This window comes from Alcanivorax profundi, from assembly GCF_003597125.1.
Lineage (GTDB): Bacteria > Pseudomonadota > Gammaproteobacteria > Pseudomonadales > Alcanivoracaceae > Alcanivorax > Alcanivorax profundi.
This window is the reverse complement of sequence record NZ_QYYA01000085.1, coordinates 1-519: the sequence shown is the minus strand read 5'-3', so window position 1 is coordinate 519 and position 519 is coordinate 1. Positions and strand designations below refer to the sequence as shown.

Annotated in this window: 1 protein-coding gene; it reads left to right on the top strand. The window is 45.9% G+C overall.

Annotation, left to right across the window (positions count from 1 at the left end; genetic code table 11):
* Positions 1–519, top strand: a 519-nt coding sequence (locus D4A39_RS19130) for a GTP-binding protein (protein ID WP_119918597.1), incomplete at both ends; no start/stop codon positions are given.

Sequence of the window (519 nt, the reverse complement as noted above, 5' to 3'; positions counted from 1 at the left end):
AAGGCAAAGGATGGACAGACCTATATCCTGAATCTTATCGATACTCCGGGACATGTTGACTTATCATACGAAGTTTCCCGTTCCATCGCTGCTTGCGAGGGAGCACTGCTTGTAGTTGACGCTACTCAAGGCGTTCAGGCACAGACCATTTCAAACCTCTATATGGCTATCCAGCACGACCTGGAGATGATTCCGGTAATCAATAAGATAGATATGCCTTCAGCTATGCCTGATGAGGTAGAAGATGAAATAGTAGACCTGATCGGTTGTAAGCATGAGGATATTCTCCGTGCTTCAGGTAAGACCGGTGAGGGTGTAGAAGATATATTGGAAGCTGTTGTTAATCGTGTTCCTGCTCCAGTAGGAGACGAGAAGGCACCGCTTCAGGCTTTGATTTTCGACTCTGTATTCAACTCTTTCCGCGGCATCATCGCCTATTTCAAGATAGAGAATGGCGTGATCCGTAAGGGAGATAAGGTGAAGTTCTTCAATACCGGCATGGAATATGATGCTGATGAA